The organism is Nonomuraea sp. NPDC050310 (genome assembly GCF_040655795.1).
In the GTDB taxonomy this organism is placed as follows: Bacteria; Actinomycetota; Actinomycetes; order Streptosporangiales; family Streptosporangiaceae; genus Nonomuraea.
On record NZ_JBFAKP010000020.1, the window covers coordinates 141975 to 165489 of the forward strand.

General features: G+C 72.9%; 25 protein-coding genes. 9 read left to right on the plus strand and 16 right to left on the minus strand.

Going from position 1 to position 23515, the window contains the following annotated elements:
- Window positions 1-9: 9 nt before the first annotated feature.
- From AB0I67_RS33825 to AB0I67_RS33835, 3 genes are read right to left on the minus strand one after another with little or no spacing between them, the layout of a single operon-like run.
- Window positions 10-1194, minus strand: coding sequence for a cytochrome P450 (locus AB0I67_RS33825; RefSeq protein WP_357932069.1), 1185 nt, complete (start codon window positions 1192-1194; stop codon window positions 10-12).
- Entirely contained in the window at window positions 1140-2129 is a 990-nt protein-coding gene (locus AB0I67_RS33830) for a phosphotriesterase-related protein (protein ID WP_357932072.1), read from the minus strand. The genes AB0I67_RS33825 and AB0I67_RS33830 overlap by 55 nt, the downstream gene beginning before the upstream one ends.
- The gene (locus AB0I67_RS33835; protein WP_357932075.1) at window positions 2114-2869 is read right to left on the minus strand and encodes a phytanoyl-CoA dioxygenase family protein; all 756 of its coding nucleotides are present in this window, start codon (window positions 2867-2869) and stop codon (window positions 2114-2116) included. Before AB0I67_RS33835 ends, AB0I67_RS33830 begins: the two co-directional genes overlap by 16 nt.
- Window positions 2870-2913: 44 nt before the next feature.
- Between AB0I67_RS33835 and AB0I67_RS33840 the strand changes: the two genes are divergently transcribed.
- Together AB0I67_RS33840 and AB0I67_RS33845 are read left to right on the plus strand one after the other, a co-directional pair.
- Entirely contained in the window at window positions 2914-3813 is a 900-nt protein-coding gene (locus tag AB0I67_RS33840; protein WP_357932078.1) for a TIGR03621 family F420-dependent LLM class oxidoreductase, read from the plus strand.
- 11 nt (window positions 3814-3824) lie between these two features.
- The gene (locus AB0I67_RS33845; protein WP_357932081.1) at window positions 3825-4400 is read left to right on the plus strand and encodes a histidine phosphatase family protein; all 576 of its coding nucleotides are present in this window, start codon (window positions 3825-3827) and stop codon (window positions 4398-4400) included.
- A gap of 24 nt (window positions 4401-4424) precedes the next feature.
- On the opposite strand, the gene AB0I67_RS33850 is transcribed toward AB0I67_RS33845, so the two are convergent.
- From AB0I67_RS33850 to AB0I67_RS33865, 4 genes are all read right to left on the minus strand, one after another.
- On the minus strand, window positions 4425-5171 hold the full coding sequence (locus AB0I67_RS33850) for a hypothetical protein (protein ID WP_357932083.1): 747 nt from the start codon (window positions 5169-5171) through the stop codon (window positions 4425-4427).
- Window positions 5172-5204: 33 nt separating this feature from the next.
- Window positions 5205-5450 carry a hypothetical protein gene (locus tag AB0I67_RS33855; protein ID WP_357932086.1) on the minus strand — a complete coding sequence of 82 codons (246 nt, stop codon included), beginning with the start codon at window positions 5448-5450 and terminating at the stop codon, window positions 5205-5207.
- Window positions 5451-5561: 111 nt separating this feature from the next.
- Window positions 5562-5798: a DUF397 domain-containing protein gene (locus AB0I67_RS33860; protein ID WP_357932089.1), complete on the minus strand. Its 237-nt coding sequence runs from the start codon at window positions 5796-5798 to the stop codon at window positions 5562-5564.
- Entirely contained in the window at window positions 5799-6659 is an 861-nt protein-coding gene (locus AB0I67_RS33865; RefSeq protein ID WP_357932157.1) for a helix-turn-helix transcriptional regulator, read from the minus strand.
- A gap of 156 nt (window positions 6660-6815) precedes the next feature.
- Between AB0I67_RS33865 and AB0I67_RS33870 the strand changes: the two genes are divergently transcribed.
- From AB0I67_RS33870 to AB0I67_RS33890, 5 genes are all read left to right on the plus strand, one after another.
- The gene (locus AB0I67_RS33870; RefSeq protein WP_357932092.1) at window positions 6816-7313 is read left to right on the plus strand and encodes an ATP-binding protein; all 498 of its coding nucleotides are present in this window, start codon (window positions 6816-6818) and stop codon (window positions 7311-7313) included.
- Between the two features lie 77 nt (window positions 7314-7390).
- Entirely contained in the window at window positions 7391-9790 is a 2400-nt protein-coding gene (locus tag AB0I67_RS33875; RefSeq protein ID WP_357932094.1) for a helicase-associated domain-containing protein, read from the plus strand.
- 276 nt (window positions 9791-10066) lie between these two features.
- On the plus strand, window positions 10067-12259 hold the full coding sequence (locus AB0I67_RS33880; protein WP_357932097.1) for an alpha-L-fucosidase: 2193 nt from the start codon (window positions 10067-10069) through the stop codon (window positions 12257-12259).
- Window positions 12260-12285: 26 nt separating this feature from the next.
- A complete protein-coding gene (locus AB0I67_RS33885) occupies window positions 12286-13281 on the plus strand; it encodes a sporulation protein (protein WP_357932100.1) in 996 nt (331 codons plus the stop codon).
- A gap of 78 nt (window positions 13282-13359) precedes the next feature.
- A complete protein-coding gene (locus tag AB0I67_RS33890) occupies window positions 13360-14199 on the plus strand; it encodes an alpha/beta hydrolase (RefSeq protein WP_357932102.1) in 840 nt (279 codons plus the stop codon).
- A gap of 1 nt (window position 14200) precedes the next feature.
- Here the strand turns inward: AB0I67_RS33890 and AB0I67_RS33895 are convergent, their stop codons facing one another.
- The 5 genes from AB0I67_RS33895 to AB0I67_RS33915 form a co-directional block, all read right to left on the minus strand.
- Window positions 14201-15007, minus strand: coding sequence for an ABC transporter ATP-binding protein (locus tag AB0I67_RS33895; RefSeq protein WP_357932105.1), 807 nt, complete (start codon window positions 15005-15007; stop codon window positions 14201-14203).
- The gene (locus AB0I67_RS33900; RefSeq protein ID WP_357932108.1) at window positions 14986-15999 is read right to left on the minus strand and encodes an iron chelate uptake ABC transporter family permease subunit; all 1014 of its coding nucleotides are present in this window, start codon (window positions 15997-15999) and stop codon (window positions 14986-14988) included. The genes AB0I67_RS33895 and AB0I67_RS33900 overlap by 22 nt, the downstream gene beginning before the upstream one ends.
- The gene (locus tag AB0I67_RS33905) at window positions 15996-16997 is read right to left on the minus strand and encodes an iron ABC transporter permease (protein ID WP_357932111.1); all 1002 of its coding nucleotides are present in this window, start codon (window positions 16995-16997) and stop codon (window positions 15996-15998) included. The genes AB0I67_RS33900 and AB0I67_RS33905 overlap by 4 nt, the downstream gene beginning before the upstream one ends.
- Before the next feature lie 11 nt (window positions 16998-17008).
- Complete coding sequence (locus AB0I67_RS33910; protein WP_357932114.1) at window positions 17009-18067, minus strand: iron-siderophore ABC transporter substrate-binding protein; 1059 nt, start codon at window positions 18065-18067, stop codon at window positions 17009-17011.
- An 88-nt stretch (window positions 18068-18155) separates the two neighbouring features.
- Window positions 18156-18752 (minus strand): helix-turn-helix domain-containing protein, encoded by a 597-nt coding sequence (locus tag AB0I67_RS33915; protein WP_357932117.1) that lies wholly within the window; start codon window positions 18750-18752, stop codon window positions 18156-18158.
- Between the two features lie 37 nt (window positions 18753-18789).
- On the opposite strand from AB0I67_RS33915, the gene AB0I67_RS33920 reads away from it, so the two are divergent.
- A complete protein-coding gene (locus AB0I67_RS33920; RefSeq protein ID WP_357932120.1) occupies window positions 18790-19128 on the plus strand; it encodes a rhodanese-like domain-containing protein in 339 nt (112 codons plus the stop codon).
- Here the strand turns inward: AB0I67_RS33920 and AB0I67_RS33925 are convergent.
- Complete coding sequence (locus tag AB0I67_RS33925) at window positions 19125-20378, minus strand: ArgE/DapE family deacylase (protein WP_357932122.1); 1254 nt, start codon at window positions 20376-20378, stop codon at window positions 19125-19127. The genes AB0I67_RS33920 and AB0I67_RS33925 overlap by 4 nt on opposite strands.
- 52 nt (window positions 20379-20430) lie before the next feature.
- Here AB0I67_RS33925 and AB0I67_RS33930 point away from each other — a divergent pair, with 52 nt between their 5' ends.
- Window positions 20431-21369 carry an endonuclease/exonuclease/phosphatase family protein gene (locus AB0I67_RS33930; protein WP_357932124.1) on the plus strand — a complete coding sequence of 313 codons (939 nt, stop codon included), beginning with the start codon at window positions 20431-20433 and terminating at the stop codon, window positions 21367-21369.
- Here AB0I67_RS33930 and AB0I67_RS33935 read toward each other — a convergent pair.
- From AB0I67_RS33935 to AB0I67_RS33945, 3 genes are read right to left on the minus strand one after another with little or no spacing between them, the layout of a single operon-like run.
- On the minus strand, window positions 21335-21919 hold the full coding sequence (locus AB0I67_RS33935) for a DUF1349 domain-containing protein (RefSeq protein WP_357932127.1): 585 nt from the start codon (window positions 21917-21919) through the stop codon (window positions 21335-21337). The two genes, AB0I67_RS33930 and AB0I67_RS33935, sit on opposite strands and share 35 nt — an antisense overlap.
- Window positions 21920-21923: 4 nt before the next feature.
- The gene (locus tag AB0I67_RS33940) at window positions 21924-22604 is read right to left on the minus strand and encodes a spherulation-specific family 4 protein (RefSeq protein WP_357932130.1); all 681 of its coding nucleotides are present in this window, start codon (window positions 22602-22604) and stop codon (window positions 21924-21926) included.
- The gene (locus tag AB0I67_RS33945; RefSeq protein ID WP_357932133.1) at window positions 22597-23439 is read right to left on the minus strand and encodes an NAD(P)-dependent oxidoreductase; all 843 of its coding nucleotides are present in this window, start codon (window positions 23437-23439) and stop codon (window positions 22597-22599) included. The genes AB0I67_RS33940 and AB0I67_RS33945 overlap by 8 nt, the downstream gene beginning before the upstream one ends.
- Window positions 23440-23515: the final 76 nt, after the last annotated feature.

Genomic DNA, 23515 nt, shown 5'->3' on the forward strand with positions numbered 1-23515 from the left:
GGGGGCGGCTCAGGTCCTGGTCCAGGCGACCGGGAGCGAGGTCAGCCCGCGTCCCACCAGCGACCTGCGGTAGCTCGGGGCTCCCCCGGTCAGCCGCAGGTACGGCAGGCGCCGCCCCAGCACCTCCAGGGCGGTGCGAAGCTGCAACCGGCCCAGCGCGGCGCCTACGCAGAAGTGGATGCCGTAGCCGAAGACCAGGTGGGCGTCGGCGTTGGGCCGATCGGGCACGAAGCGTTCCGGGTCGGGGAAGACGCTCTCGTCGTGCCCGGCCGAGTCGCTCGACAGCAGCACCAGCGAGCCGCGCGGAATGGTCACCCCGTGCAGCTCGACGTCGGTTGCGGCGTAGCGGAAGGAGCCGAGCGAGGCCCCGTCGATGCGCATGCACTCCTCGACCGCCCCCGCCAGCAGCGCGTCCGGCACCGGCCACAGCCCCTCGCGCAGCAGCCGGTGGACGCTGTTGCCGAGCTGGTTGGGCACGGTGTCGTTGCCGCCGAGCAGGATGGTGGAGATCAGCTCCACGACCTCCCGGTGGGCCAGCCCACTGCGGGTCATCAGGGTCACGAAGTCCTCGCGCGGCTCGGCCCGGCGCCGCGCCACCAGCCGGTCCACGTAGTCCAGGTAGGTCAGGAAGCTCCCGGCCAGCTCGAGTTGCCGTTCCGCGGGCTGGGGCGACAGGAAGAGCTGGAACCAGTCCTTCACCCTGGCCTGCACGAACGCCTCGTCGGCCGCGGGGACGCCGATGAAGCGGGCGGTCAGCCGGACCGACGGCTCGTGACCCAGGTCCGTGACGAAGTCGGCCTCGCCCCGCGGCTCGACGCGGTCCAGGAGCTCCTCGTTGAGCCGGCGGAACTCCCGCTCCAGCGCCGCCACCGCGCGCGGGGTGAAGGCGCGCGAGACCGAGCGGCGCAGCCGGGTGTGGTCGGGCGGGTCCACGTTGGCCACGAAGCTGGACAGGAACGAGCCGTGCTCGCCCAGCTTCGCCCGGGTCTCCTCGGTCAGGCTGCGGGAGATGGTCAGCGAGCCGCGCGAGGAGAACCGGCGGGGGTCGCCGTAGGCCGCCCGCACGTCGGCGTAGCGCGTCAGCACGTACGCGCCCAGGTGCTCGCTGGAGAAGACCGGCTGCTCGCGGCGCAGCCGGCTCAGGAAGGCGTACGGCGAGGCGACGTGCCAGGCGGCGGTGACGTCGAAGTCCATCCGAGGATCCTTCGCGGGTTGGCGACGAGCATCTGGTCGATCTGCTCCGCGGTGACGCCCCGCCGGCGCAGCTCGGGCAGCACGTCGCGGGTGAGGTGCAGCAGGTGGTAGTTCGGGTGGCGCCGCCGTACCACCTCGGCGTCGAAGCGGTCGTTGAAGCAGTAGGAGTCGTGACCCAGCACCAGCCGGCCGGCGTGGCCGCGCTCGCACAGCGCGGCGACGGTGGCCACGCGCTGCTCGAAGGGCGTGATCGCGTCCAGGCCGAAGCGGTCCATGCCCAGGTAGGAGCCCGCGGCCAGCAGTTCCTCCAGGTAGGCCAGGTCGGTGGAGTCACCGGCGTGGCCGATGATCACGCGGCTCAGGTCCACGCCGCAGGCGGCCAGCAGCCGTTGCTGCTCCAGGCCGCCGGGCTCGTGGCTGTGCGTGCTGATCGGCGCGCCGGTCGCCAGGTGGGCCTCGGCCACCGCGCGGAAGACGCGCTCGCAGCCGGGCGTCATGCCGGGGCGGTCGGTGGCGCACTTGAGGATCGCCGCCTTCACGCCGGTGCGGCCGATGCCCTCGGTGAGGTCGCGGACGAAGAACCCGGCGAGCCGTTCGGGCCCGCCGAACAGCGAGCCGGGGCCGCGGTTGCCGAAGTACGGCGGCAGCGCGTCGTAGGTGTACAGGCCGGTGGCGGCGACGATGTTGACCGTGGTGAGCGCGGCCACCTCCTGCACCGCCGGGACGTAGCGGCCCAGGCCGACCACGGTCAGGTCGACGATGGTGTCGATGCCCTCGGCCCGGAGCGCCTCCAGCTTGGCCGCCGCCTGCTCGACGTCGCGCTGCTCGGGGATGTCCGGCCAGTTCCAGAGGATCTCCGGGCTCAGGCCGAAGACGTGCTCGTGCATGAGCGTGGCGCCGAGGTCGGCGACGGGACCCCTCACGGTCTCAGGCACGGGAACCTCTCGTGCTCGAACGGCTCGTTGACCGTCAGGCCGAGCCCGTCGGTCTGCGCGTACGGCGCGCCGGTGTAGAGGGTCGCGGCGTCGAAGTAGGTGGCGGTGAACGACAGCCGGGCCCGGCCCAGCCGGTTGGCGGGCGCCCCGTGCACGGTGAGCGAGTGGTGCACGGTGGCGTCCCCTGCGGCCAGGTCGAGGGCTGGCGACAGGTCGTGCTCGCGCAGCCAGGGATGCACGCTGAGCTGGTCGTCGCCCGCGCGCAGGAAGCTGCGGCCGAGCAGCCCGCGGGTGTGCGAGCCGGTGAAGAAGCGCAGCGAGCCCATCTCGGCGGGCACGTCCACCAGCGCCAGCCACAGCGTGAGCATGGCCGAGCGGTCCATCGGCATCCACGGGAAGTCCTGGTGGAAGGCGGTCTCGCCGTGCTCGCCCGGCTCCTTGACCAGCAGGTTGCTGACCTGGACCCGGACCGCGGCCACCCCGTGCAGCAGCTCGACCGCGCTCGGGCCGAAGGCGGTCATCACCGCGCCGAAGCGCTCGTCCTCGGCGGCCACGTCGCGGGACTGGCCGAAGGCCTCCTCCACCCGGCCCGCGTGGCGGGTGGTACGGCTCGCGAGCCGGGCCCTGGCGCGTTCGGCCAGGTCGGCGACGGTGGCGGGATCCACCAGGCCGGGCAGGTGCGCCCAGCCGTCGCGGTCGAAGGCGGCGGCCTCGGCCTCGGTGACCCGGCGCATCTCCATGCGCCCCAGTGTTGCTCGTAGCAAGCGCTTGGTAAAGTCCGCTCATGCGGCGGTTCAGATTCGCGGCGGTGCTGCGCGGGGCCGAGTCGGCCCGGGCCTGGCGCGAGGCGGCGCGGCGGCTGGAGGACACCGGCTTCGACGTCCTGCTCGTTCCCGACCACCTGGTCGGGCCGCGCTTCGCGCCGCTGGCCGCGCTCACCGCCGCCGCGTGCGCGACCACCCGGCTCAAGGTCGGCACGCTCGTGCTGGCCAACGACTTCCGGCACCCGGCGGTGCTGGCCAAGGAGGCCGCCACGCTCGACCTGCTGTCCGGCGGGCGGCTGGAGGTGGGGCTGGGCACCGGGTGGATGGCCGGCGAGTACGGCGCGGCGGGCCTGCCGTACGACCCGCCGGGGGTGCGGCTGGCGCGGCTGGCGGAGGCGATCATCGTGTTCAAGGGGCTCTGGACGCCCGGGCCCTTCACCCACCACGGCGAGCACTACCGCGTCGACGGCCTGGAGCAGTGGCCCCTGCCCGGCCGGCAGCCCCGGCTCCTGCTCGGCGGCGGCGGGCCGCGCCTGCTCGACCTGGCCGCCCGCGAGGCCGACACCGTCCACCTGACCATGCGCATCCGCGCCGACGGCAGCGGCCCCGACCCCGGCGACGGCGGCGAGGCCGCCTTCCTCGCCAAGCTGGCCCGGCTCCGCGCCGCCCCCCGCTACCCGGGCCTCGAACTGGGCACCAGCATCCTGCGCGCCGGCGAACCGCGCCCCGAGGAGCCGTGGAGCGCCGCCCGCTCGGCCGCCCTCGAAGGCACCCCGCAGGTGCTCCCCGGCACCGCGGCCGACATCCGCGACCGCCTCCGGCACTGGCGCGACACCCACGACGTGTCCTACTTCGCCGTCCACCACGAACGCGACCTGCCCGCGCTGACCCCGGTCGTGGAGGAACTCGCCGGGACGTAGATGATGGCGGTATGGATGAGATGGTGCTGCTCAGGCATGGCGAGACCGAGTGGAGCAAGAACGGGCGGCACACCGGCCGGACCGACCTGCCGCTGACCCCGCACGGCGAGGACCAGGCGCGGGCCCTGACCCCCGTGGTGAAGGCGCGCACCTTCGGGCTTGTGCTGGTCAGCCCCGCCGCCCGCGCGCGGCGTACCGCCGACCTGGCCGGATTGACCGACTACGAGATCGACCCCGACCTGTGGGAGTGGGACTACGGCGGCTACGAGGGCATCACCACGCCCCGCATCCGCGAGGACCGGCCGGACTGGTACCTGTGGCGTGACGGCGTGATCCCTGGCGCGACGCCCGGCGAGAGCGCCGCCGACGTCGGCGCCCGCGCCGACCGCGTCATCGCCCGTGCCCTCCGTGAGCCCGGGACCGTCGCCCTGGTCGCCCACGGGCACTTCCTGCGCGTGCTCGCCGCCCGGTGGCTCGGCCTTCCGCCGGAGGACGGGCGCTTCTTCCGCCTGGACACCGGCACCTACTCCCGCACGGGCTTCGAGCACGCCAAGCCCGTCCTCCTCACCTGGAACGCCCCCGTCTGACCACGGCCCGGACGAGAGCGGAGGTCAGGGGGCAGGGGCTAGGCGGCAGCCGGGGTAGGGGACCAGGAGGGTTTCCCGCCAAGGCCCGTCAAGGAAGTGGCGTGCCCGTCGCCCCCATTCCAGCAGCCGCGGGTCGCCCTCCACCTCGTCGTCCAGCCCGAGGGCGGCGTCCCGGGCGCGCTGGGTGGCGAGGTGGTCGTCCAGGGAGACGGCCCAGAGGGTGACCACCTCGCTGTCGGCGAAGAGGACCTCGTACAGCCCCACCAGGGTGTGGCCGTGCTCGCGCAGCACCGGCTCGCGTTCGGTCCGGACGGCCTCCAGGTAGTCGAGGGCGCTGCCGGGCCGTACCCGGGCGCGCTCGTAGAGGTAGAGCGGCGCGACCGCCTCCCCCAGCACGGGTGTGCCGGGGACGGAGCCCAGGGGCCGGGAGACGGCGGAGAAGCGCAGGTCGTCGATGTCGGACAGGAAGAGCTTGTCGTCGACCCGGTCGTAGATCTCCATCATCTGCCGCCAGCCGCCCTCCCAGCCGCCGTGGCACTCCCACAGGGTGATCACCTTGAACTGGCGGTGCCCGGTGATGCCGACGGCGTAGAAGGCTCCTGCCAGGTCGATGTCGCGGGAGCGGATCGACATGCCGCTGGTCAGGGCGTGGGTGGCGCGTTCGCGGTCCTCGCGCTTGTAACGCGTCAGCCAGTCCAGGTAGTCGAGGGGCCGGCGGGCGTTCATGGGCCGGAAGTCGACTTCTTCGATCAGGTAGATGCCGCGGCGCACGGGGCCTCCTCGCCAGGTAATACCAAGCGATTGCTAGGCTACCATCGGCTGCGGCCCCCGTCCGGTGAGCCAGTCCAGGACCTGCCGGTGGCCGGAGGCGGCCTCCTCGAACCGGCCCCAGTGCCAGTAGCGCGGCTGGTCCCGCAGGCCGGTGACCCAGGTCCGGTAAGCGATTCCAGCGGGGTCGGCGGCGATGCCGTACGTGCGGACGACGACCTTGCCGCCCGGGGCGATCAGCACGTCGTCGGCGATCGGGTAGAGAGTCATCTGGTCGAGCATGGGATCGATGGTGCCCGGCGTCCGATCTTGACCGGTTACGCCTCCGGCGCATCCGCGTTAACGGATCCGCCGGAGGTTAACTCCGCATTTCCGCGCCGGCCGCGGACAGGGTCACACCAGGAGGCTGTCGAACTCGCCGTCCTTGACCCCGAGCACCAGGGCCCGGATCTCGTCGCGGGTATAGATCAGCGCGGGGCCCTCGGGGAAGCGCGAGTTGCGGACCGCGATCCCGCCGTCGGGGAGCTCGGCGAGCTCCACGCAGTTGCCCTGCGAGTTGCTGTAGCGGCTCTTCCGCCAGTCGACCTGCTGCAGGTCGGTGGCGGGCATGCCGTTGTAGGTGTGCTTCATCTACATCTTTCTGAGATGGCGGTCGATGAGCTCGACGGTGCCGCCCGGCGTGGTGCTCTCCACGCACAGTTGATCCATGGCGGTGAGGTAGGGGTCGATCTCCTCACGCTTGTCCAGGTACAGGGCACCCCAGAGCTGTTCGACGTAGACGACGTCCGACAGGTCGGACTCGGGGAAGCGCAAGATGCTGAAGGCGCCGCCCTCGGCCGCGTGCGAGCCGAACTTGAACGGCATCACCTGGATGGTGATGTGCGGAAGGGTCGCGACGTGCAGAAGGTGCTGGAGCTGCTCGGCCATGACCTGCCTCCCGCCGATGATCCGCTTCAGGGCGGCCTCGTCGATCACCGCCCACAGGCGCGGGCCGTCCTTCTGGGTGAAGCGCTGCTGGCGCTGCATGCGCGCGTGCACGAGCTTCTCGATCTGGTCGGGAGTCTTGTCCGGGTTGCCGAGCTGGTAGACCGCCCGGGCGTAGTTGGCGGTCTGGAGCAGGCCGGGGACGAACTGCACCTCGTAGGTGCGGATCAGCGCCGCGGCCTCCTCCAGCCCCACGTAGGTGGTGAACCACTGCGGCAGGACGTCGGAGTACTTGTGCCACCAGCCCGGGGTGTTGGCCTCGCGCACCATCTCCAGCAGCGCGCGGCGTTCGGCGCCGTCGACGACGCCGTACAGGGTGAGCAGGTCTTCGACGTCACGCGTCTTGAAGCCGACACGTCCGAGCTCCATGCGGCTGATCTTCGACGCCGACGCTCTGATGTGGAATCCGGCTTCGTCCCGCTCCAGCCCGACACTCTCGCGCAGTCGGCGCAGGCTGGCTCCGAGCATGATGCGCCGAACGGTCGAACCGGTTCCCGGCGGATCCATGGACACGTGCTGCTCCTTAGTCGGTCCTGAGTCAATAGTCTGCCAGGAAGGGTTCCTTTCCCCCGCAGTTCCCTTTTTCCTGCGGCAACCGTAGCGAATGCACCGGGCTTCTGCACGTGCATCCGATCTTGCACATGCACGACATTCTGCATCAGAATGATCGTCGTGCAGTCCACGAGCTCCACCTGGACCACCTTCGACTGGTGGCCGCCGGTCGGCTGGTGGCCCGAAGCCGCCCGTGACCTCCTGGAACACCCTCCGGGGCCGGTCGCGAGCGCCACCTTCGCCCTCCCGCCGCACGCCTCCTCGGTCCACAGCGCCCGCAGCTTCACCTCCGGCGTGCTCGCCGGCTGGGGGCTGGAGGGCGTCATCGAGACCATGGAGCTCGTCGTCTCCGAGCTGGCCACCAACGCCTTACGGCACGGCCTGTCGCTCGGGTCGGCTCCGCCTGCCGTACAGATGTCACTGGTACGGCGGGGCGCCCTGGTGACCTGCGCCTTCACCGACCCGGGGCCGAAGGTCCCGGTCCTGAGGTACGGCGGGCCGCTCGATGTGGGCGGTCTGGGCCTGCACATCGTGGACTCGGTCAGCCTCCGCTGGGGCTGGTCGGCGCTCTCACCAAAAGGGAAGATCGTCTGGGCAGTCCTCTCCTGACGGGCGTTGATCTGCACTACCGTGGATGGTCATGGCTCACGGCGAGTCCCGCGCGCGACCCCTGAGAGTGCTGACCGATGGATGATCACCTGCTCGGCTGGCTGCGAACACTCGACGAAGACAGGCTTGCCCGCGTTCTCACGAACCGTCAGGACGCCATCGCGGCCCCCTGGCCCCGGCGGCTGGAGTCCCTGGCCCAGCGGCTGGGCAACGGCTTCGCCGTCATGGAGGCCATGCGCAACCTCCCCCTGCCGTGCCTCGAACTCGCCCAGACCTGCCTGGTGCTCGACAACCCCACGGTCGACCGGCTGGCCGCCTTCCTCGACGCGACGCCCGCCGAGGTCACCCGCTGGCTCGACCGCCTCTACGACAACGCGCTGGCCTGGCCCGACCGTGACGGCCGGGTGCACCTGGCCGAGGCGGTCGCCCGCTGGTGGACCGCGCCGCTGGGCCTCGGCGAGCCGCTCGACCACTACCTGAACTCCTGGACGATCTCCAACGACACCCTGCGCCTGCTCTCGCGCAACCTCGGCCTGCCCCCGCACGGCAACCGGCGGCGCACCATCGCCCAGGTCGCCGAGGTCCTCGGCGACGAGCACCGGCTGGCCGCGCTGCTCACCAACGCCCCGCCCGGCACGCGGCGGCTGCTGGAGGAGTTCGCCTGGGACGGCCCCATCCGCGACGTGGACGGCAACCGCTTCGTCGCCCCCGGCGCCCCCGAACGCTGGGCCTCCGACCACGGCCTGCTCTACCGGCCCAACTGGCACGTCGCCGAGATGCCGCGCGAGGTCGCGCTGAGCGTGCGGGGCGGCGACTACCACCCGCCCTTCACGCCCGACGCCCCCGAGGTCGCCACCCTGCCGGTCGATCCCGAAGAGGTCGACCACCTCATGACCCTGGCCGCCCCGCACCTGGTGGAACGGTGCGCCGCGCTGCTCGACAACGCCGCCAAGACGCCGCTGCCGCTGCTCAAGACCGGCGGCGTCGGCGTGCGCGAGGTACGCCGGCTGGCCAAGGAGACCGGCTGCGACGAGGACGAGACCCGGCTCCTGCTGGAGGTCTGCGCCGTCGCCCGGCTGCTGGCCTGGGACGAGAAGTCCGGCGGCATGGTGCCGACCGACCGCTTCGACCGCTGGCGGCTCGACGAGAGCGCCGCCCGGCTGCGCGTGCTGCTGTCGGCCTGGTGGCGGATGGAGCGCTCCTCGCTGCGCAAGATCGACGGCAAGTACCCCACCGCCCTCGGCGACGACCAGGCCGGCCCCTCGGTCGCCCGGGTACGGCGAGCCGTCGTGCAGGTCCTGGCGCACCTGCCGGCCGGCACCGCCTTCGCCGACCGCGGCGGCCTGGTGCGGGCCGTGCACTGGCACGCCCCCCTCCTCGACCAGGCGCTCCTCGCCGAATGCGCGCCGGCCGTGCTCGACGAGGCCCGGCTGCTCGGCGTCCTGGCCAACAACGCCCTCACCGACCTCGGCCGCGCCCTGGCCGGGCTGGCCGGCAAGGCCGGCGACGAGAACGCCGACTCCGTGCCCGCCGTCGAGCACGACCCCGCGCTCATGGAGGCCTCCACCCGGGCCCTGGCCAGCGTACGGCGGAGCGCCCTGTTCGGCCCCGACCTCACCGCGGTCGTGACCGGGCCGCCCTCGGCCGAACTCGCCGCCCTCCTCGACCGGGTCGCCGAACGCGAAGCCCGGGGCGCCGCCTCGGTGTGGCGCTTCACCCCCGAGAGCGTGCGCAGCGCCCTCGACCAGGGCCACGACGCCGACGAACTGCTCGAAGAACTCGCCGGCGTCGGCACCGTGCCGCAAGCCCTCGACTACCTCGTCCGCGACGTCGCCCGCCGGCACGGCGAGGTCACCGTCACCACCGTCGGCTGCATCGTCCAGGCATCCGACCCGGCGCTGCTCGCCGAGATCGCCGCCCACCGCCGGCTCACCCGGCTCGGCCTGCGGCTGCTCGCCCCCACCGTGCTCGTCAGCTCCGCGCCCGCCGAACGCACCCTCAACGCCCTGCGCGACAACGGCTACGCCCCCGTGCCCGTCGCCGACACCGGCGAGATCACCATCCGGCGGACCCTGCTCACCGAACCCGCCGAGCGGCAGCAGAACGGCAAGCTGATCCTCCTGCCCGGCGGGCAGGTCGCCGAGGTGGCTCCGCCGTACATCATCGCCGAGCCCACCCCCGACCCGCACGAGCACGCCAAACGCCTCGTCGCCACCCAGACCGACGGCGAGCAGCACGGCCGCACCTGGGCGGTCATCGGGCGGATGGCCACCCGGTTGCCCACCGCCCAGCAGTCGCTCCTCGGCTTCGTCGTGGACCGGGGGGTGCGGGCCGGCATCCGCCTCACCGACGGCCTCACCGCGACCGTCAGCCACGGCGAACTCCGCGGCGCCACCTTGGACGCCTGGTGTGAGGAGGCGGGGGACTACCTGGAGTTCCCCCTCGCCGACATCGTCGAGGTCCGCGGCGCCTTCTGACATTCGGGCCTCGCCCTTCGGGCTCGGGCCGTTCTTCGTGGGGGGCGGAGCCCCCCACACCCCCACTCCACCGGAATGAAGCACTTCACCACGAGGCCCCCATGAGGCCGGGAGCAGCCGAGGGCGACCAGGAGCTTCCCGTGTGCGGCCCCAGACGATCCGCGGATGACCCACAGAAACCTCCGATGAGTCCCCGCACATTCGCCGATCTCCCTTGTGAGCGAACGAAAGATCGGGTTATGTTTCATCCGATCTCTCCCCCCACATAGGAGTGCCATGCTCCGCCTGAAGCGCATCCTCGCCCTCTCCACCCTCCTTGTCATCGGATGTATCCCGGCCCAAGCCGAAGCCCAGACCACCCCCGACCCCTACGAGCCAACCGTAGAGTCGCTGAACAGCCATCCGACCCCTAAGTGGTTCAACGACGACAAGTTCGGCATCTTCCTGCACTGGGGCGCCTACTCCGTCCCCGCCTGGGGTCCAAGGGGCAGCTACGCGGAGTGGTACTGGTACTACATGAACTCCCCCGGCAACGCGACCAACGCCTACCACCGGGCGACCTACGGGGAGGACGCCGACTACGACCGGTTCGCCCAGCAGTGGAAGGCGGAGAAGTTCGATCCGGCCGACTGGGTGAAGCTGTTCAACGACGCCGGGGCCAAGTACTTCGTGCTCACCTCCAAGCACCACGAGGGCGTCGCCCTGTGGGACAGCAAGGTGAGCGGGCGGGACACGGTGGCGATGGGGCCGAAGCGCGACCTGGCCAAGGAGCTGTTCACCGCGGCCCGCAAGGACGGGAAGTTGCGCGCGGGCTTCTACTACTCGCTGATGGAGTGGTACAACCCGCAGTTCACCGGGCAGCCGGCGCGCAACCCCTACACGGGCCAGCCGGTGCCGTACACGGGCGGCCAGGAGGGTGGCGACTACGTCAAGGACTACATGCTCCCGCAGATGCGCGAGCTGATCGACGGCTACGACCCGGACATCCTGTGGTGCGACGGCCAGTGGGACCGCTCGGCCGCGCAGTGGCAGACCGCCGGGGTGATCGCGGACTACTACAACAAGGCCGCCAGGGCGGGCAAGGAAGTGGCCGTCGCCAACCGCTGCAAGATCGAGAGCGGCGCGCTGGAGAGCCCCGAGCTCGACTTCCAGACGCCGGAGTACTCCGTCAAGCCGGACATCGACCCGGTCAAGTGGGAGTCCAGCCGCGGCATCGCGCACTCCTACGGCTTCAACCAGAACGAGCCGGTCGAGGACTACCTGACCTCCGACCAGCTCGTGGACTCCTTCGTCGACATCGTCAGCAAGAACGGCAACCTGCTGCTCAACGTGGGCCCGAAGGCCGACGGCACCATCCCCGAGCTGCAGCGGCAGCGGCTGCTCGACATGGGCGCGTGGCTGAAGGTCAACGGCGAGGCGATGTACGGCACGACGTACTGGACGCGCGCCGAGGAGAAGGGCGGCCCCGACGACCTCAGGTACACGGTCAAGGACGGCGCCCTGTACGCGACCGCGCTGAAGTGGCCCGGCGAGCAGCTCACCCTGGGCGCGGACGTGCCGGTCGGCCCGGGGACGCGGATCACGCTGCTCGGCTCCGACGGCGGCGCGCTGCCGTGGACCCGGGACGGGCAGGGCCGCGTGGTGGTCACGACCCCGGCCGAGACCGGGCAGTGGGCCTACTCCTTCAAGATCGAGACCCCGGGTGTGGCGGCCCTCCCCCGCTTCGCCGACGACGTGCCGCAGCACGTGCAGGCCGGGCAGAGCGTCACCGGCAAGGTGACCGTCACCAACACCGGCTCGCGGCCGATGCGCGCGGCGACGCTGTCCGTGGCCGCGCCCGAGGGCTGGACCGTCACCCCGGCCACCAGCCGGCTCGGCCACGTGGAGCCGGGCGCGAGCGTGGAGGTGCCGGTCAGCGTGAGCGTGCCCGAGGGCGCGCAGCCGGCCGACCTGAGCCTCCAGGCGACGCTCAAGACCGGGCGGCTGCGCGTGCCGTACTCCATCCCCGTCTCGGTGGTCCTGCCGGACCTGGCGCAGGGCAAGCCGGCGACGCAGCAGAGCACCGGCTACGACGCGCCGGCCTCGCGGGCGGTGGACGGCAACACCGACGGCGCCTTCTGGGCCGGCTCGGTCAGCCACACCGCCGAGCCGGCCAGGCAGGCGTGGTGGCAGGTCGATCTGGGCGCGGCGGCGTCCCTGGACAGCGTCGAGATCTGGAACCGCACCGACTGCTGCGCCGACCGGCTGCGTGACTACTGGGTGATCGCCTCCGAGCAGCCGATCACCGCCGACGGCCTGGAAGAGGCCCGCTCCGCGCCCGGCGTGACCGCGGTGCACGTGCGGGAGCAGGCCGGCCGGCCGAGCACGGTCAAGCTGCCCGCGGGCACGACCGGACGGTACGTCCGGATCCAGCTCGCCTCGGAGACGCACCCGCTCACCCTGGCCGAGGTGCGTGTCAGAGGGCGTTGACCGCACGCAGGAACCCGGCACCCGGCATGATCGTTCACCTGGACGCAGATCCGCACATCCGACAGGAGAACAAGCTCGTGGTCTTCAAACGCATGCTGGGTGCCTTCGGCGTCGGCGCGCCCTCGGTGGACACCGTCCTGGCCACGCCGAGCATCCAGCCGGGCGGCTCGCTGTCCGGTGAGGTACGGCTGGCCGGCGGCGACTTCGACGCCGAGATCGAGCACGTCACCCTCCACCTCGTCGCCCGGATCGAGGTGGAGCACGGCGAGGCCGAGTCCGGCGCGCTGTCGGAGTTCGGGAGCGTGCGCGTCTCCGGCCCGTTCACGCTGGCCAAGGGCGAGCAGAAGGTGATCGGCTTCGAGCTGCCGACCTCTTGGGAGACGCCGGTCACCCGGATCGGCGGCCGGCCGCTGACCGGGATGGCGGTCGGCGTCCGGACCGAGCTGGCCATCGCCAAGGCGGTGGACAAGGGCGACCTGGACGTCTTCGCCGTCGAGCCGCTGCCCTCGCAGCGGGCCATCCTGGAGGCGCTGCTCGACCTCGGCTTCCGCGTCAAGTCCGCCGACCTGGAGGCGGGGAGCCTGTACGGGGTGCGCCAGGAGCTGCCGTTCTACCAGGAGATCGAGTTCCACCCGCCGGCGCAGGCGCCGGTCGGCGAGATCGAGATCACCTTCGTGGCCACCCCGCACACCCTCGACGTGATCATCGAGGCGGACAAGGCGGGCGGGCACTACACCGACGACGCCATCGGCCGCTTCTCCCTCACCCACGAGGAGGCGCTGCGCACCGACTGGCCGCTGCGGCTGCGCGAGTGGCTGACCGGCCTCAGCTCGTACGGCACGCCGCACTACCGGCCGCACGGCCTGTCCGGCCACCACGAGGGCGGCGGCTTCGGCGGCGTGGCCGTCGGCGTCGCGGCGGGCGTGGCCGGCGGCCTGATCGTCGGCGAGGTCGTGGAGGAGGTCGTGGAAGAGGCCGCCGAGGAGGTCTTCGACGGCGGCGACGAGGGCGGCGACTGGTGACCCGGCCGTAGACCGGGCGGCCGGCCGCGGGAACATTCGTCCAAGACGGGCGGCCGGCCACCCGGGCACGCTCCCAGCATGACCGAGCACACAACCGAGCACACAACTGGGCGCACAACTGGGCACACCATCGAGCACTCGCACGGCATGCACGTGGTCCACGACGGGCCACGACAGGCGCCGCCGTTGCTGCTCATCCACGGTTCGGGCGCCTCGAGCGGGTTCTGGCAGCCGATGGTCCCGGCGCTGGCGGCCCGCCATCACGTCATCCGGGTCGACCTGCCGGGCTGCGGCCAGTCCCCGCCCGCCTCGTCGTACGAGGTGTCCGCGCAGGCGGCCCAGGTGGCGGCGCTGCTGGACGAGCTCGGCCTGCGGCACGTCACCGTGGCCGGGCACTCCAGCGGCGGCTACGTCGCCACCGCGCTGGCCGAACACCGCCGCGACCTCGTCGGCTCGCTGGCCCTGATCAGCAGCGGCCCGAGCCCGGACGCGCTGCTCCGGCAGCCGCTCATCCTCCGGATCATGCTGGCCCCTCCGCTGGGCCCGCTGGTGTGGTCGAGGCGCTCGGATGCGCTGATCCGCAAGGGGATCAGCGCGACCGCCGCGCTCCCGGTGAACCTCCCGGACGACGTGGTGGCCGACGTCCGCGGCATCTCCTACCCCGTGATGCGGACCGTGCTGCGCCGCAACACCGAGTACCTCGCCGAGCGCGGCGTGCCCGAGCGGCTGGCCGGCCTCGGCCTGCCGGTGCTGGTGATCTTCGGCGCCGCCGACCCCCGCTGGGAGCCGTCCTCCGCGCGCCGGTACGAGGCGGTGCCCGGCGCCCGGGTCGAGCTGCTGCCCGGCGTCGGGCACCTGCCCATGCTGGAAGCGCCCGAGGCGACCGGCGACCTGCTGCTGAGCTTCGCGGCGCGCTGAGCTACGGGACCGGGGTCGCCCGCGAGTGCGGCACCACCATGGGGGTCGCGGTCCGGGGATCGGGCAGCACGTCGCAGCCGAGCTGGAACACCTCCTGGACCAGCTCGGAGGTGACCACCTCGGCGGGCGGCCCCTGCGCGACGACCTGCCCCCGGTGCATGACGATCAGGTGGGTGGCGAAGCGCGCGGCCTGGTTGAGGTCGTGCAGCACGGCCACGATGGTGCGGCCCTCGGCGTGCAGCTCGCGGCACAGCTCCAGCAGGTCGTACTGGTGGGCGATGTCCAGGAAGGTGGTCGGCTCGTCGAGCAGGAGCAGCTCGGTCTGCTGGGCCAGCACCATCGCGATCCACGCGCGCTGGCGCTGTCCGCCGGACAACTGGCCGGCCTGGGCGTGCGCGAGGTCTCCGAGGCCGGTGCGGTCCAGGGCGAAGGCCACCGCGCTCTCGTCGCCGGGCGACCACTGGCGCAGCAGCGTGTGGTGCGGGTAGCGGCCCCGCCGTACCAGGGCGCCGACGGTGATGCCCTCGGGGGCGAGCGGGTTCTGCGGCAGCAGCGCGACGTGCCGCGCGGCCTCCCGGCCCCGGTAGGACCACAGGTCCTTGCCGTTGAGCAGGACCTGGCCGGAGGCGGGCTTGTGCACCCGGCCCAGCGCCTTGAGCAGGGTCGACTTGCCGCACCCGTTCGGCCCGATGATCATCGTGAACTCGCCGGCGGGGAGGTCGAGGGTCAGGTCCCGCACGACGGGGGCTCCGCCGTACGAGATGGTGAGGTCGCGGGCTGCCAGGCTCACAGGGTTCCCTTTCGCCATTCACGGATCAGCAGGTAGCCGAGGTAGAGGCCGCCGAGGGCCAGGGTGTAGATGCCGACCGGCAGCGCGGTGGGCAGCGGGAGCTGCTGCGCGGCGAGGTCGGCCAGGACCAGCAGGAGCGCGCCGGTCAGCGCGGAGAGCGTCAGGTGCGGGCCGGGCAGCCGGGTCAGCCGCCGGGCGATCTGCGGGGCGGTGAGCGAGATGAAGGAGATCGGCCCGGCCACCGTGACCGCGCCCGCGCTGAGCACGATGGCCAGCACGACGGCGGCGGTCCTGGCGCTCTTGGGCTCGGCGCCGAGGCCGGCGGCCAGCTCGTCGCCGAACTCCGAGACGTTCAGCCGCTGCGAGACGAGCATGGCGAACGGGACGACCGCCGCCAGCACCATCCAGATGGTCAGCGCCTGCTCCCAGGAGCGGGTGTTGAGGCTGCCGTTGACGTAGGCGGTGAGCACGGTGGCCTTGTCGCGCTCGACCGCGTAGACCACGTACTGGATGATCGCGACGCCGATGGCGTGCACGCCGATGCCGGCGACGATGAGCCGGCCGGGGTGGCGGAAGCCGGAGCCGGTGGCGAGGTACACCACGAGCATGGCCAGCGCCGCCCCGGCCAGCGCGCCGAGCGGGGTGGGCACGACGCCGGGCAGGAGCAGCGCGACGAAGGCGGCGCCCGCTCCGGCTCCGGCGCTGAGGCCGATGACGTCGGGGCTGCCGAGCGGGTTGCGGGTGACGGTCTGGAAGAGCGCCCCGGCCAGGCCGAGCGCGACGCCGACGCCGAGGGCGACGACCAGGCGGGGTCCGCGCAGCCGTTCGAGGACGAAGGCCTGCTTGCCGTCGGCCGCGCCCTGGGTGAGCGCGGTGTACAGGTCCTCGACGCTCAGCCCGAGCCGGCCCAGGGTGAAGGTGGCCACGCTCGCGGCCAGCAGGCAGGCCAGCAGCGCGGCGAAGGTCACGACGGCGGCCCGCGCGATCGGGATGCGGACGATCCGGCTCACGAGGTGCCCCGCATCCGGCGTACGGCCAGCAGCAGCGCGGGCGCGCCGATGAACGCGGTGATCACGCCGACCATGAGTTCCTGGGGCTGGAGCACGATGCGGCCCGCGACGTCGGCCAGGAGCAGCAGGGCGGGCCCGACGACGGCGGAGAAGGCGATCTGCGCCCGCATGTCCACCCCGGACATGGCCCGCGCGATGTGCGGGACGGCGAGGCCGACGAAGGCGATCGGCCCGACGGCGGCGGTGGCCGCGGTGCTGAGCAGGATCGCGGCCAGCAGGCCGCCGGCGCGCATCAGGGCGGGGCTGGCGCCGAGCGCGGCGGCGGACTGGTCGCCCAGCGCGAGGGTGTTGAGGCCGGGGGCGAGCAGGACGGCGAGCACCAGCCCGGCCACGGCCAGCGGGAGCACCGACCACAGGACCGGGAAGTCGCGCCCGCCCAGCGCGCCGACCACCCAGTAGCGGTAGCTGTCGAAGACGCGCGGCAGGCTGAGCGTGGCCGCCTGGACGTAGGCCGAGAGCACGGCGGTGACGACCGCGCCGGCCAGCACGAGCCGGGCCACGCCGCCGCCCCCGCCGGCCGAGCCGATGACGTGCACGACCAGGCCGGCCAGCAGCGCGCCGGGCAGCGCCCACCAGACCGCGCCGCCCTGGCCGGCGGCGCCGAGGAAGGCGATCGAGGTGACGACCGCGGCCGAGGCGCCGGCGGTGATGCCGAGCAGGCCGGGGTCGGCCAGCGGGTTGCGGGTGACGCCCTGCATGAGCGTGCCCGCGACGGCCAGGCAGAGCCCGGCGAGGATGCCCAGCGCGGTGCGCGGGTAGCGGCTCTCGACCACCGTCACCAGGTTCGGGTCGGCGGTGCCGGACAGGACGGCCACCACGTCGCCGAGCGAGGTGGGATGGCTGCCGAAGGCGATGCTGGCCAGCACGGCCAGCGCCAGGGCCAGCACGGCCCCGGCGAAAAGCAGCACCCGCCGGCCGGTGGCCGGCGGGGCTTTCACGGTGGTGAGGGTCACTTCTCGGCGGTGGCGACGGCCTTGTCGATCAGCGGCAGGTACTTGTCGATCACCCACGGCACGGTCAGCGGGGTGATGATCGAGGAGGCGGTGACGAAGGGCGCGTCGTGGCTGTAGACGACGCCGCCGCGCTTGATCGCGGGGATCTCGGCGTAGAGCTTCTGCGCCTCGATCTCCTTGCGGGTCTTCTCGTCGGTGTAGAAGGTGAAGATCACGTCGCTGTCCTTCAGCTTCTGCGCGTTCTCCAGCCCGATGATCGCCGAGTCGGTGCCCTCGGTCTCCTTGAAGGTCTCCACGACCGGGTCGGGGGTCAGGCCGAGCATGCTCACCATGGCCGCGCGCTGCTCGGTCGGCTTGAAGACGCCGAGCGTGCCGGGGCCGGTGGTGTAGATGTAGGAGAAGGTCTTGCCCTGGTACTGCGGGCGGGTCGCGGCGGCGTCGGCGAGCTGCTTCTTGACCTGCTCGACGAGCTTGGGGCCTTCCTCGGCCTTGCCGAGCGCCTTGGCGACGATTTGGATCTGCTCGTCCCAGTTCGTGCTCCAGGGCAGGTCGGGGTAGCCGACCGTGGGCGCGATGTCCTTGAGGACGGCGTACTGCTCCTTGGTCACGCCGGACCACGGGGCCAGGATGACGTCGGGGTCGAGCTCGACGATCTTCTCCACGTCGATGTTCTCGCCGCCGTCGAACTGCACCGGCAGGGTGGCGCCGGCCTTGGTCACCGCCTCGTGGATCCACGGCAGGTAACCGGTCTTCGGGTCGCTGCCCCAGGCGTAGCTCTCGATGCCGACCGGGACGACGCCGAGCGCGATCGCGGTCTCCGCCGAGCCCTGGCCGAGGGTCACCACGCGCTTGGGCTCCGCGGGGATCACGGCCTGGCCCAGGGCGCTGTCGATGGTGACCGGGAAGGCCGCGGCGGGCGCGGCGCTGGAGCCGGCCGGCGCGGGGGCCGAGGCGCTCGGCTGGGCCGAGGGGGTGGCGGAGGAGCAACCGGCCAGGGCGAGCGCCGAGGTGACGGCCGCCGCCAGGGCGAGCTTGCGGGGGAAGCTGAGCGACATGCGTGATCCTTGTCCTTGTGGCACGGCGGAGCGCGCCCACAGGGGGTAACCGAACTTAGGTAAGACTAACCTACCTAGCCCCGATCCTTCACATTCGCCCCACCATGTCGCTTATCGCCGCACGCGCCCGCCCCTCCCCGCACTCCTCGACCAGCGCGCCGGCCTCCTCCGCCGACAGCGCGGCGAGCAGCACGCCGGCCAGCGCGCCGGCGTCCCGTTCCGGCGCCGCCTCGGCCAGCAGCATCGCCACGTGCTGCCGCCAGAAGCGGTAGGCGCCGATGCGCTGGCGGGCGCCGGGGCTCGCCGTCTCCGACATGCGCACCAGGTCGAGGTGGGCGAGCAGGTAGTCGAGATAGGCCGAGACGAAGGCGGCCAGCCGCTCGCGGGCGGGCGCGCCGGGGCCCAGCGGCGGCGGGCCGGACAGGATCGCGGTCTGCAGCTCGCGCTCCCGGGCGTCGAGCAGCGCCACGGCCAGCCCGGACTTGTCGCCGAAGCGGCGGAACAGGGTGCCCTTGCCGACGCCCGCCTCGGCGGCGACCGCGTCCATCGAGACCGCCGCCACGCCCTTCTCGCGAAAGAGCTTGGCCGCGGCCTTCAGCACCTTCTCCCGGTTGCGCGCGGCGTCGGCCCGCTCCTTCGGCCTTGACGAAGCGGACTGCGGTCCGCTAATTTCTGAGGCATCCACAGAAACGGACTGTAGTCCACTTCGTTCGGAGGCCGCAATGTCCACACCCCTGATCAGCCGCACCGAGCTGCGCGCCGCCATCGAGGCCGGCACGGTGACCGTGGTCGACGCGCTCGGCGGCGACTACTACGCCCAGCAGCACCTGCCCGGCGCCGTGGCCCTCGTCGAGAGCGAGGTCGCCGCGCGCGCGGCCGAGCTCCTGCCCGACCGCGACGCGGCGATCGTCACCTACTGCTCCAACCCGGCCTGCCCCAACAGCGAGGCGGTCGCCCGCAAGCTGCTCGCGCTCGGCTACACCGACGTGCGCAAGTACCGCGAGGGCATCCAGGACTGGGTCGAGGCCGGGCTGCCGGTCGAGAGCGGGGTCGCCGTCTAGCGGATGCCGCAGCGCCGTACCACCAGGAGGGCGAGCGCGCGGGTCACCTCGCGCAGCTCGCTCAGCTCCACCTGCTCGCGCGGCGCGTGCGCGAAGCGCACGTCGCCGGGCCCGTAGTGCAGGGTGGGGATGCCGCCGCCGTTGTACAGCCGCAGATCGCTCCCGTACGGCGCGGCGGACTCGGCCGGGACGCTCCCCCGCACCTCGGCCACGACCGCGTTCACCTGGTCCAGCAGCTCGTGCCCCGCGGGCAGCCGGCCGCTGGCGAACTGGCCGCCCGGCCAGGTGACGACCGGCGGGTTGTCCCGCAGCCACGAGCCGGCCGCCTCGGCGAGGGCCTGCTCGAAGGCGGCGCGCGCCTCAGCCGGGTCCTCGCCCAGCCGCACCCCCAGCCGCCCCTCGGCCACCAGCAGGTCCGGCACGCTGCTGGACCAGTCGCCGGCCCGCACGGTGCCGACCTCGATCGGGTACGGCAGCGCGTTCCCGGCGAACACCGCGGGCAGGTCCCGGTTCCGCTCGCCCTCCAGCCGCCGGATCGCCTGGAACAGCGGCCAGAACACCTCGATCGCGCTGACCCCCTCCTGCCGCGAGGCGCCGTGCGCGGCCCGGCCCGGCACCTCGATGCGGAAGGTCAGCGCCCCGGCGTTGGCGGTGATGACGGTGCCGCTGGTCGGCTCGGTGATCACCGCCGCCTCGCCGGTGTGCCCGCGGGCCAGCGTCGCGAAGGCGCCGAGCCCGCCGTCCTCCTCGCTGATCACGCAGTGCAGCGCCAGCGGCCGGGCGAGCCGGATCCCCGAGCGCCGCAACGCCCGCACCACCGCCAGGTTGGCCACCAGCCCGGCCTTCATGTCGCACGCGCCGCGCCCGTGCAGCGTGTCGCCGGTGATCCGCGGCGCGAACGGGTCGCTGCCCTTCCACTTGGTCAGGTCGCCGGTGGGCACCACGTCCACATGCCCCTGCAGGATCAGGGCGGGCCTGCCCTCGCCCTCGGTCACGCCGACCAGACCGTAGCCCTCGCTCCTGGGCGCCTCGATGCCGGGGAAGTCCGGCCGGGCGCACAACCGCTCCAGGTCGAGCTTCCAGAGGTCCACGTCGAGATCGGCCTCGCCGAACAGCCCGGCGTAGTGGTGCAGCAGCTCCGACTCGGCGTCGGTCCCGGTCACGCTGGGCACCCGGATGGCGTCGGCCAGCAGGTTCACCGTCTCGGCGTCGTCGATCGCGTCGAGGATTCTGGTTTCGGCATCGTGCATGCCGCCATCCTGGGGGACGAACCGGTCCGCGCGCGAGTGGAGATACCACGACATGAGATGGATCTTCTGGCCGGTCGCGGCCCTCCTGGCGGTCTGGGCACTCCTGCGCACCTCGGGAGTGGAGGGGCCGTGGGCGTGGGTGGCCCTCGTGGCCTTCACGCCGTACGTCGCGCTCGGCTCGGCGCTCACCCTCCTGGCGGCGACGCTGGCGCGTGACCGGGTGGCGACCGGCGTGCTGCTGGTCACCACGCTCGTGCTCGCCGGCGCCGTGACGCCCCGCTACCTCCCGGACGGCGAGCACTCCACCGGGCGGCCGCTGCGGGTGTTGTCGGCCAACCTCATGCTCGGCGTGGCCGACCCCGAGGCCGTCCTGGCGCTGGTGCGGCGGCTGCGGCCGGACGTCTTCGCCGTGCAGGAGCTCACCGCCGAGTCCCGGGAGCGGCTGGCGCCGCTGCGCGAGCTGCTCCCGCACGCGGTCGAGCGCGCCACGCCGGGGGCGGTCGGCTCGGCGATCTACTCCCGCCACCCGCTGAGCGAGCTGCCGATGCTGGAGTTCGGCGCGTTCCGGCAGAGCCGGGCGCTGGTCCGGCCGGCCGGTGGGCCGGAGTTCGAGCTGGTCTCGGTGCATCCGTGCGCGCCCAAGCCGGAGACCCGGCTGCCCTGCTGGCGCGACGGGCTGCGGGCGCTGCCCCGGGGCGGCCCGCGGCTGACCGTGCTGGCCGGGGACTTCAACGCCACCCTCGACCACGGGCACCTGCGGGAGCTGCTGGACAGCGGCTACCGCGACGCCGCCGAGGTCACCGGGCACGGGCTCACCGCGACCTGGCCGATGCTGGCCTACGGTCCGGTGCCCGGGGTGACCATCGACCACGTGCTGGCCGACCGGCGGATCGGCGTCACCGCCTTCGAGGCGGTCACCGTGCCGGGCACCGACCACCGCGCGGTGTTCGCCGCCCTCACCCTGCCGGCCGTTGGATCTGGCCCTCGGTGAGGCGGACGTCGGTGAAACGCACCGGGAAGCCCTTGCCGGCCGGAGCCGCCGCCATCACCCCGGCGAGCGCGGGCTGCTCCGGCGGGAAGTAGGCCAGGCGCACCATCTCCTCCGGCTCGGCGCCGTCGAGGCCGTAGCGGACGAAGACCGCGTCGCCCTCGCGGCGCAGGTCGAGCGTGACCGGCCCGGCGGCGCCCGGCAGCGGCAGCACCGACCAGTCGGAGACCTCGCGGGTGACGACCGTGCTCAGGTGCAGGCCGCCGTCCACGTACTCCACGCCCGCCTTGGTCCAGGTGCGCTCGTCGATGCGCAGCACCACCCCGGCCTGGTCGTACTGCTCGCCGTACTCGCCGGCGAAGGTGGCGGTGAGCCGCAGGTCGCCGGGCAGGACCCGGCCGAACAGGTGGGCGGTGTCGTAGACGTAGCCGTAGTGCGTCCGGCGCCACAGGTCGGTGCCGGGATCGCAGAAGACCCGCAGGCCCCCGTCGGCCACCCATTCGCGGGGCGGGTTGATCCACTGCCAGCCGGTCGTGCCGAAGGCCATGATCATGGCGTCATCCTGCCACGAGCGGCCTGCCGTGGTAAGCCGGAAGATCACCCCACGGCTGCGGCCCGGAGCGGTCGGTGGCGTAGGCCAGACCGGCGAAGCGCACGGCCCGGCGCATCGTCGGTTCGAGCTGGCGGGAGGGCACGTCGTGGACGAGGTGGCAGAAGCGGCCACGGGCCAGCGAGCGGGCCCAGGCCGGCTCGCGCATCGCCTTGTAGGCCGACAGCGGCCCGTCGAAGGTGACCAGCACGTCCGCCAGGTCGGCGTAACGCGGGTCGGGGTAGACGCCCGGGTTGAGGACGATCGTGCCCCGCACGCCGTCGACGATCTCGCGGTAGTGGCCCAGCCGGTCCTCGCCCGCCGCGGTCTGGTCGAGGAAGACGCCGCGCACGCCGTACCACGCCCGGTAGCGCCGCAGGTCCGCGCGGACCTCGGCCACCGGGCGGAGCCCGAAGTCGGTGTCGACGTAACCCAGCACCTCGGTGCCGGCCGCCAGCAGCCTCGCCACCAGCGGCGGGAAGGCGGGGTCCTTGGCCTCGCCGGGCCCGTCGCCGAGGTTGAGCACCACCATGCGCGGCGGGTGCGCCAGCAGCCGCCGCCAGGCGTCGCCGCCCTGGCCGGGGTGGAAGTAGGCGGGCACGCAGGCCGGCACCGGCGCCGCGAGCAGCCGGCTCGCCGGCTCACTCATCGCCGGCCTCCTCGGGCTCGCGCGGGGCGTCCTGCTGTCCGGCGGCCTCGCCGGTGAACTCCCAGGCGTGCTGCAGGGCCTGGCGCAGGCTGATCTCCGGGCGCCAGCCGAGCGCCTGACCGGCGGCCGTCGCGTCCGCGCACAACCACGGCACCGCCTCCGGCGCGGTCTCCCCCGGCGTCACCCGCCGCCCAGGGCCGGCCAGCTCGACCAGCGTCGACACCAGATCCCGTACGGCTGTCGCCTCCCCGCCGCCGAGGTTGAGCACCGGCGGCAGGCTCTCGTCGCTCAGCGCCGCCAGGGCCACCGCCCGGGCCACGTCCCGCACGTCCACGAAGTCGCGGTAGAGCTCCAGCCCGCCGACCACGAGGTCGCCGCCCGCCCGCAGGTCGCGCACCAGCTTGCCGACCATCGTCGCGCCCGGCCCGACGACGTTGAACGGCCGCAGCACCGTCGCCTCGGCCTCGGAGGCGCGGATCAGTTCGGTGGCGGTCAGCTTGGTCAGCGCGTAGGGGGTGACCGGCAGGCACGTCGTCTCCTCGGTCACCGGCGGCCCCATGGGCACCCGGCCGTACTCGGTCGCGCTGCCGACGTGCAGCAGCCGCGTGCCCGGCTCGATCATCGCCAGCAGCCGGGAGACCAGCACGACGTTGGCGGCCACCAGCTCGCCCGGCCTGCCGCGGGTGGCTCCGGCGCAGTTGATCACGACCTTGGGCGTGAGCGGGCGCGGGTCCTCCCCCCTCGGCAGGACGACGACGTCCTGCGGGGTCAGTTCCCGCAGCGCGGCCTCGACGTGACGGCCGATGAATCCAGATCCCCCGAGCAGCACAATCACCGGACGGTTATAACCGACCAGGGAGATCATGCACCGGCGAAGACACTTACCTGCGCAAATGTCCGGGGGCCTACAC

What these genes read in the sequence shown, in the direction of transcription:
- AB0I67_RS33825 (WP_357932069.1), bottom strand. Translation starts at nt 1,194, where the DNA reads ATGGACTTCGACGTCACCGCCGCCTGGCACGTCGCCTCGCCGTACGCC.
- AB0I67_RS33835 (WP_357932075.1), bottom strand. Translation starts at nt 2,869, where the DNA reads ATGGAGATGCGCCGGGTCACCGAGGCCGAGGCCGCCGCCTTCGACCGC.
- AB0I67_RS33840 (WP_357932078.1), top strand. Translation starts at nt 2,914, where the DNA reads ATGCGGCGGTTCAGATTCGCGGCGGTGCTGCGCGGGGCCGAGTCGGCC.
- AB0I67_RS33845 (WP_357932081.1), top strand. Translation starts at nt 3,825, where the DNA reads ATGGATGAGATGGTGCTGCTCAGGCATGGCGAGACCGAGTGGAGCAAG.
- AB0I67_RS33855 (WP_357932086.1), bottom strand. Translation starts at nt 5,450, where the DNA reads ATGCTCGACCAGATGACTCTCTACCCGATCGCCGACGACGTGCTGATC.
- AB0I67_RS33860 (WP_357932089.1), bottom strand. Translation starts at nt 5,798, where the DNA reads ATGAAGCACACCTACAACGGCATGCCCGCCACCGACCTGCAGCAGGTC.
- AB0I67_RS33865 (WP_357932157.1), bottom strand. Translation starts at nt 6,659, where the DNA reads ATGGATCCGCCGGGAACCGGTTCGACCGTTCGGCGCATCATGCTCGGA.
- AB0I67_RS33870 (WP_357932092.1), top strand. Translation starts at nt 6,816, where the DNA reads ATGATCGTCGTGCAGTCCACGAGCTCCACCTGGACCACCTTCGACTGG.
- AB0I67_RS33875 (WP_357932094.1), top strand. Translation starts at nt 7,391, where the DNA reads ATGGATGATCACCTGCTCGGCTGGCTGCGAACACTCGACGAAGACAGG.
- AB0I67_RS33880 (WP_357932097.1), top strand. Translation starts at nt 10,067, where the DNA reads ATGCTCCGCCTGAAGCGCATCCTCGCCCTCTCCACCCTCCTTGTCATC.
- AB0I67_RS33885 (WP_357932100.1), top strand. Translation starts at nt 12,286, where the DNA reads ATGATCGTTCACCTGGACGCAGATCCGCACATCCGACAGGAGAACAAG.
- AB0I67_RS33890 (WP_357932102.1), top strand. Translation starts at nt 13,360, where the DNA reads ATGACCGAGCACACAACCGAGCACACAACTGGGCGCACAACTGGGCAC.
- AB0I67_RS33895 (WP_357932105.1), bottom strand. Translation starts at nt 15,007, where the DNA reads ATGGCGAAAGGGAACCCTGTGAGCCTGGCAGCCCGCGACCTCACCATC.
- AB0I67_RS33910 (WP_357932114.1), bottom strand. Translation starts at nt 18,067, where the DNA reads ATGTCGCTCAGCTTCCCCCGCAAGCTCGCCCTGGCGGCGGCCGTCACC.
- AB0I67_RS33920 (WP_357932120.1), top strand. Translation starts at nt 18,790, where the DNA reads ATGTCCACACCCCTGATCAGCCGCACCGAGCTGCGCGCCGCCATCGAG.
- AB0I67_RS33925 (WP_357932122.1), bottom strand. Translation starts at nt 20,378, where the DNA reads ATGCACGATGCCGAAACCAGAATCCTCGACGCGATCGACGACGCCGAG.
- AB0I67_RS33930 (WP_357932124.1), top strand. Translation starts at nt 20,431, where the DNA reads ATGAGATGGATCTTCTGGCCGGTCGCGGCCCTCCTGGCGGTCTGGGCA.
- AB0I67_RS33935 (WP_357932127.1), bottom strand. Translation starts at nt 21,919, where the DNA reads ATGATCATGGCCTTCGGCACGACCGGCTGGCAGTGGATCAACCCGCCC.
- AB0I67_RS33940 (WP_357932130.1), bottom strand. Translation starts at nt 22,604, where the DNA reads ATGAGTGAGCCGGCGAGCCGGCTGCTCGCGGCGCCGGTGCCGGCCTGC.